Genomic DNA, 6,908 nt, shown 5'->3' with positions numbered 1-6,908 from the left:
CCTCACACGGTGGCGCAACAGCACCGCGCCGATCAGGGCCGCGTGCATGACGGCGTTGGCGAAGACAAGATTGGCCGAGGAGACGGCAATGCCGTAGTGGCCGAGCATCCAGCGCTGCGTCACCGACAGCGTTCCGCAGGAGATCAGGAACGCGGCGGCGAGCAGCAGCAGGGCCGGCACAGAACGGTCATGCGAATGGATGTGGTGGACCAGCACGCCGGCGGCGAAGAACGGGCCGAACTCGGTGAGGAACAGCAGCCTGGCTCCGCCGCTGCCGATGAAGAACTCGTTCAAGGCCGAGATCGCCAGCCAGATGAAGATCAGCTCCAGCTTGCGTTTCTGGAAGAGCCCGGTGAACAGGGCCAGCGTGATCCATCCGTAGAACACCAGTTCAAGCACGATCGACCAGTAGACGCCGTCCATGAAGGGTTGGCCGAAGGCCGGCGCGAACATCGACAGGTTGGCGACGTACTGGCTGAAAGAGGCTGGAAGCAACGGCGTGCCGGCAAGGGTGAGAACTGCGAAGGTGATCGTCATGCAGAACAGAAAACCCGGATAGAGGCGAACGAACCGCGCGATCGCAAACTGATCCCAGCTCCGGTTTTCCGCCGACCAGGCAATGACGAAACCGCTGATCAGGAAGAACAGATTGACGCCGAGATAGCCGTAGAGGGCGAACGGTGCGGCAAGCGGATAGCCCTGCGCGAGGTAGCCTTCGGCGGCCGCGCCGCGAAAGAAATAGTGAAAGAACACGACGGCAAGTGCTGCCGCCAGCCTGAGCAGGTCCAGCGTCGCGATGTAATTTTGTTCCGCAGATCTGGTGTTCATCCGCATTTCCCCGCATCTCCGGTCCGCAAACCATAGAGCGGATCGCGGCTGAGCGGGTTAAAAGGCTGAACTATCGCCAGATGTAGTAAATACGGCCCTCAGACCGCCGAACCATAAAGGTCATAGGCGTCGGCGCGGTCGATCTTGACGGTGACGATATCGCCCTGGCGCAAAGGGCGGCGCGATTGGATATGCACCGAGCCATCGATCTCGGGCGCGTCGTATTTGGTGCGGCCCTTTGCCGACGTGCCATGCGCCTCGTCGATCAGCACCGGCAGGCGCTTGCCGACCTTCTTGGCCAGCTGCGTTGCCGAAATCTTCTGCTGGCGCTGCATGAAACGGTGCCAGCGCGCCTCCTTGATCTCCTGGGGAACCTGTTCGAGACCGAGATCGTTGGAGCGGGCGCCGCGGACCGACTCGTATTTGAAGCAGCCGGCGCGATCGATCTTGGCCTCGTCGAGCCAGTCGAGCAGCATCTCGAAATCGTCGTCCGTCTCGCCGGGAAAGCCGACGATGAAGGTCGAGCGGATGGCCAGATCCGGGCAGACCTCACGCCAGCCGCGAATGCGCTCGAGCGTCTTTTCGCCGTGTGCCGGCCGGCGCATGTTCTTCAACACCTGCGGCGAAGCGTGCTGGAAGGGGATATCCAGGTAAGGGAGGATCTTGCCCTCTGCCATCAGCGGGACGACGTCGGCGACATGCGGGTAGGGGTAGACATAGTGCATGCGCACCCAGATGCCGAGCTTGCCCAGTTCCTCGGACAGATCGAGGAATTTTGCGCGCACCTCACGGTCGCCGAACATCGACGTCTGATACTTGATGTCGATGCCGTAGGCGCTGGTGTCCTGTGAGATCACCAGAAGTTCCTTGACCCCAGCCTTGGCCAGTTTCTCGGCCTCGCGCAGCACATCGGCCGCCGGCCGCGAGACGAGGTCGCCACGCAGTGCCGGAATGATGCAAAAGGTACAGCGGTTGTTGCAGCCTTCGGAAATTTTCAGATAGGCGTAGTGGCGCGGCGTCAGCTTGACACCCTGCGGCGGCAAAAGATCGACATAAGGGTCGTGCGAAGGCGGCGCGGCCTCATGCACGGCAGCCATCACGCTCTCATAGGCCTGCGGCCCGGTGATCGCCAGCACATTGGGGTGCTTTTCGCGAATGACGTCCGGCTCGGCGCCCAGGCAACCGGTGACGATCACCCGGCCGTTTTCCGAAAGCGCGGAGCCGATGGCGTTGAGCGACTCGTCGCGAGCGGAATCGAGAAAGCCGCAAGTGTTGACGACGACAAGGTCGGCGCCGTCATGCTTGCGGGCGATTTCGTAACCTTCGGCGCGCAGGCGCGTGATGATGCGCTCCGAATCCACAAGGGCCTTCGGGCATCCAAGACTGACAAAACTCACGCGTGGAGCGGACATAGAGCGTTTCCGGGCTTTTCAGGATTGCCGGCGCAGTACCACACTTATTGCGGCATTGGTATGGGCACGCCCGCGATGCGGCAAAACGCACGGCGGTCTTGCTTCCACGGCGTGAAGATGCCGATGTCTGCCAGCCTCAGCCGACCGCACCGTTTACATGCGGCCAAACCTCCACCGCGCCACGATAGATCATGTCCACAGCCACATAGAAAATGATCAGCAGGCCGACATAGGCAATCCAGCGGTGGCGATGCAGCAGCTTGGCAATGAAAGTCGCGGCCAGCCCCATCAGGGCGATCGACAGCACCAGGCCGATGATCAGCACCGGAAAATGGTCACGCGCCGCTCCAGCCACCGCCAGCACGTTGTCGAGCGACATCGACACATCGGCGACGACAATCTGCAAGGCAGCCTGGCCAAGGGTCTTGCGCTTCGTCTTGCCGGCGACCGCCTGGTCGTTGTTGAGGTCCGAATTCGACAGTGCCTCGGTCGCTTCCAATTCATCGGCATGGGACGTACGCAACTCGCGATACATCTTCCAGCAGACCCACAGCAGCAGGATGCCGCCGGCGAGCAGCAGGCCGACGATCGCCAGCAGCTTGACGGTAATTGCGGCAAACCCGATGCGCAGCACCGTTGCCGCCACCACGCCGAGAAGAATCGCCTTCTTGCGTTGTTCGGCAGGCAGGCCGGCCGCGGCGAGGCCGATGACGATCGCATTGTCGCCAGCCAGCACGAGGTCGATGGCGATGACCTGGAGCAGGGCGGTCAGACTGGCAGCGCTGAAAAAAATGTCCATCGACAGGAAGCCCTTGCTGATTTGCCGAGTGTTCGTCGATTATCCAGAGGCCCTAACTTGGTGGTCCCCTGGCGTCAAGGGATCACGCGTGGCTGCATCACCGAAGCAGCGTTGCGTCAAGCCGGATCAGGCTTTGCGGCACTCGCCGGCAGCCGGGCAAAACCATGGCCGATCACAAATCAATCGTAGAGATTGTACTTTGCCCAGTCGGCTTCTGGAATCTCGTCCCCGATCCGGTAACGGAGCTGCAGAACTTCCATATGGTCCGGCGCGGTCTGGCACTTGAATTTCAGCCGGTACCACTGCCCCTTGCTGCGAAACGCAGCACCCGAGCTCTTGATTGCATCGGCGCCCATCTCGGGCGTGGCGAAGGCGTAGGCGACGACGCGATCGGCTTCGAACTTGCGATCGTCATGGGTGATGCGGTCGAGCACTTCGGCGTCGCAACGCTGTTCAAGACGGGTTTGGGGATCGAGTTTCATCAGACCGGCGCGCAATGCATTGTCCATTGCGCTGGCTGGAAAACTCAGTGTCACTGACGCCAAGGCGGTCATGCAGAGCTTCTTCATGGGCGGGACAACCAACATATTTTGTCGGAGAAATCAACCGAGCGAACCGCCTCGGACGCCGCGGGAATCTTCAATCATATGGCCGGTGCGTTCAAAATTGCGTGTCGGGATTCGTCGTGCGATGCCTGCGGCCAACGGACCAAAGACGCACGGCCGGCATCGGTGAGATCGTAAAGGCCGCGGTCGACGCGCGCGAACCAGCCATAGACATTGTGCTGCAGGATTTTCGGCGCGATCGGCGTCACCGCCTTCAGATCTCGCGGCCGCCTGGGTCCGTCCGCCATGGCGGCAGCGCAGGCGAGGGCGCTTTGACGATAGGCCGTCATGATCGGATTGCGCGATCCTCCTCCGGCAACCGGATCGCCGCGACGGCGCTGGTGCTCGTCGACCAGACGAGAGCGCCGGCGGGCATTCTTGCGCGGCGCCAGCGCGATCGGGCTGAGAAGCACTTCGACCCGGTCCGTCCCGGTCACACCGAGCAGGCCGAAGCCAAGACGGCGGCAGAGATTGCGGAACCTGGCATCGCTTTCGCGGCCCTTGCCGCGGGCCGACATGCGCGCGGCCAGCCACACCTCGTCGCAGGCCGCCGCGCGATCGACACCTTGCAGCACCAGTTCGAGATTGAACTGCAGCTTCAACTCGCAGATGACGACAACCGGCGGCTCCCCCTCGCGCAACGCAACGACATCGCAGCCGCCGATCTCGCCTTTGACGACGAAGTCGAGGCTTTCGAGGAACCGCTTCACCGGCGCATAGAGTGAGGTTTCGTTCATGCCTCAAGGTTTAGCCGATTCGACGCGAAAAGCCTTCCCGGGGTTCGGCGTTCCACGGCCCGAAAGCGGATCGGGGTGGATACCGCACCGTCGGGCCAGCTGTCAGGCTTCGGTCTTCGGCACTGCCCGGTTCGGCAGCTTCCTGCGGCGCAGGAGCGGATAGCCGATCTGACCGAAATAGGTGGAAGGGATCGGATCGTCGACGCCGTACTTTTCCGGCACCTTGTCGCCGGTGGGATTGTAGGTGCCGAACAGCATGTCGAGGAAAGGCAACTGCCCGGCGAAGTTCTTGTCATAGGCTTCGCGCTGGTTGGCATGGTGCCAGCGATGGAACTGCGGGCTGGCGATCAGCCACTTCAAAGGGCCGAACGGAATCCGCACGTTTGAATGAACAAGCAGCGTGTGTCCAAGGTAGATGGTCGAAAAGACAGCGATCGAGGCTTCCGAGAAGCCGAGGAAAAAGATCGGCGTCAGCGATATTGCCTTTGTGACGATGGCGTCGACGGGGTGATTGTGGAAGGCCCCGAGCCAGTCGAGTTCCTCAATGCCGTGGTGAACGGCATGGAACTTCCAAAGCGCGGGGATTTTGTGGAAGGCCCGATGTGTCCAGTAGACGCCGATATCGGTAATCACGATGATTTCGGCAACCTGCAGCCAGACGGGCTGGCCGCTGACGGCCTGCGTTATCGCCGGCGGGACAAGGAGCGCAGCGGCACCGAGCGCGCCTGCCGCCATCATGACGATGGCCAGCTTTATGATGAAGCCGTTGAACAGCAGATAGATCAGATCGACAGCAAACCCCTTGCGGAAGATCTTCTGCGGCCGCTCGGCAAACAGATGTTCGAACGGAATGAAGATCAGCGCGCAGATCAACAGTGCCTTGATGCCAAAGATATCCATCGATTCGCCTCTGCGCGTCGTCTGCGCCTCCGAGAGGAACCACATCTCCCTTTCCAAAGGCTAAAGGCTCTGTAAGGGCGCTAACGCACGGAACGTGCAAGCAATGTCGCCGAACGCAACGGCTCGGAGCAATGGGACCGTCGAACGCGGTTGTTTGACACGGCTTCGAACCGTTCGTGTCCTAGCCGTCAAGACCCCAAAGATCCGGGTTGCGTTTGAAATACTCAATCAGCATGTCGGTGAGCACGCGCACTTTCCGCGTAGGATGCTGCCCCGGCGGGCGTACGACATACGCAGCTCCCGGAGGTACCGGATAGCGTGTCATGATCGGGACCAGCGCGCCGGAGGCCACATGTTCATGTGTAATGCAATCGGGGAGCCAGGCGATGCCGAGACCCGCCGCCGCCGCCGCGGCAAGCGCCGTGGCGCTGTCGGCCTTGAACCTGCCCTGCGGCTGGACCGTAACAATCTTGTCGCCATCCATGAACTGCCAGGCTTCCGTTCCCTGCATGAGGGCCTGATGGGTGACGAGTTCGTCCGGAGTCTCGGGTGACGCGTGCGCTTTGATGTAATCCGGGCTCGCGACAAGCTTTCCATGGATAGGCCCGACGCGCTTCGCGATCAGGTTGGAATCCTGAAGGTAGGCGCCCCGGATCGCGCAATCGAAACCCTCTGCGATGAGATCGACGAAGCGATCGCTATAAGAAGTATGGATGTGAAGCTTCGGGTGCAGACGCGCCATTTCCGCGAGCACGGGAGCAAAATGGGTCGCGCCGAAAGTAAGCGGCATGGCAACCCTCAGGCGGCCGCGTAGCTCACCGGTGGGGAAGATCGCTTCCCTGGCCGTATCAATCTCGGCGCTGGCTCGGGCCGCATGATCTCTGAAAGTAATTCCCGCCTCCGTGAGCGCGGCGCCGCGGGTCGTTCGTGCAAGAAGCTGGACGCCAAGCTCCGCCTCAACCCGAAAGAGCCGCCGACTGACGATCGACTTGGAGACGCCGAGTCGGCGGGCGGCGGCCGATACGCCCCCGGCATCGGCCACTACGACGAATGTCTGCAGATCTTCGATGTCCAATCGGCGTTCCTCGTTTCGCGACACAGCTTGCCTGAATATGGCACTATCGCATCACCAAAAGGAACAGCAAATTGCGTTTCGGCAACGTCGCCCGCTGGCGCATGTCTCCCGAAAACCCATGCCGTCCAGACGGCAGAGAAAGGAAGTCTTGATGACCCCTCGTAACGGCCTTGCTTCGCTTCTTCGTCCCGCAGATTCGGTCCTCGTCCTGATCGACCACCAGCCCTATCAGCTGGCCAATCTGAACAGCCACGACCCACACATGGTGGTCAACAACACGACCGCGCTGGCGAAGCTAGCAAAAGCCTTCGGTGTTCCGACCATTCTCACCAGCGTGATTGCGGCGCGCGGAGGACTTCTCTTCAAGCAGATCACCGACGTATTTCCGGACCAGGAAGTCATCGATCGCACCTGGGTGAACACCTGGCAGGACGAGAATGTGGTGAACGTCGTCAAGGCGACCGGCCGCAAGCAGCTGATCATCGCCGGCCTGTGGACCGAGGTCTGCGTCGCAATGCCTGTGATCCAGGCCGCCGGCGAAGGCTGGGACCT

8 protein-coding genes are annotated in these 6,908 nt (G+C 61.4%); 1 reads left to right on the top strand and 7 read right to left on the bottom strand.

Annotated elements, in window-relative coordinates; genetic code table 11:
- From EN984_RS16890 to EN984_RS16860, 7 genes are all read right to left on the bottom strand, one after another.
- Positions 1 to 828, bottom strand: an 828-nt coding sequence (locus tag EN984_RS16890) for an acyltransferase family protein (RefSeq protein ID WP_164765501.1), incomplete at its 3' end; no start/stop codon positions are given.
- Positions 829 to 926: 98 nt separating this feature from the next.
- Positions 927 to 2,240 (bottom strand): 30S ribosomal protein S12 methylthiotransferase RimO, encoded by a 1,314-nt coding sequence (gene rimO / locus EN984_RS16885; RefSeq protein WP_127271065.1) that lies wholly within the window; start codon positions 2,238 to 2,240, stop codon positions 927 to 929.
- 136 nt (positions 2,241 to 2,376) lie between these two features.
- A complete protein-coding gene (locus EN984_RS16880) occupies positions 2,377 to 3,039 on the bottom strand; it encodes a TerC family protein (RefSeq protein WP_127271063.1) in 663 nt (220 codons plus the stop codon).
- 179 nt (positions 3,040 to 3,218) lie between these two features.
- On the bottom strand, positions 3,219 to 3,626 hold the full coding sequence (locus EN984_RS16875) for a DUF930 domain-containing protein (RefSeq protein WP_164748941.1): 408 nt from the start codon (positions 3,624 to 3,626) through the stop codon (positions 3,219 to 3,221).
- Positions 3,627 to 3,682: 56 nt separating this feature from the next.
- Positions 3,683 to 4,381 (bottom strand): DUF2161 family putative PD-(D/E)XK-type phosphodiesterase, encoded by a 699-nt coding sequence (locus EN984_RS16870; protein WP_127271059.1) that lies wholly within the window; start codon positions 4,379 to 4,381, stop codon positions 3,683 to 3,685.
- A 102-nt stretch (positions 4,382 to 4,483) separates the two neighbouring features.
- Positions 4,484 to 5,281, bottom strand: coding sequence for a sterol desaturase family protein (locus EN984_RS16865; RefSeq protein ID WP_127268287.1), 798 nt, complete (start codon positions 5,279 to 5,281; stop codon positions 4,484 to 4,486).
- A gap of 181 nt (positions 5,282 to 5,462) precedes the next feature.
- Entirely contained in the window at positions 5,463 to 6,356 is an 894-nt protein-coding gene (locus EN984_RS16860; protein WP_127268277.1) for a LysR family transcriptional regulator, read from the bottom strand.
- Between the two features lie 151 nt (positions 6,357 to 6,507).
- On the opposite strand from EN984_RS16860, the gene EN984_RS16855 reads away from it, so the two are divergent.
- Positions 6,508 to 6,908, top strand: a 401-nt coding sequence (locus EN984_RS16855; protein ID WP_127383837.1) for an isochorismatase family protein, incomplete at its 3' end; no start/stop codon positions are given.

Source organism: Mesorhizobium sp. M7A.F.Ca.CA.004.12.1.1 (assembly GCF_003997835.1).
In the GTDB taxonomy this organism is placed as follows: Bacteria; Pseudomonadota; Alphaproteobacteria; order Rhizobiales; family Rhizobiaceae; genus Mesorhizobium.
The sequence above is the reverse complement of the archived record's forward strand: the minus strand, read 5'-3'. Positions and strand labels throughout refer to the sequence as shown.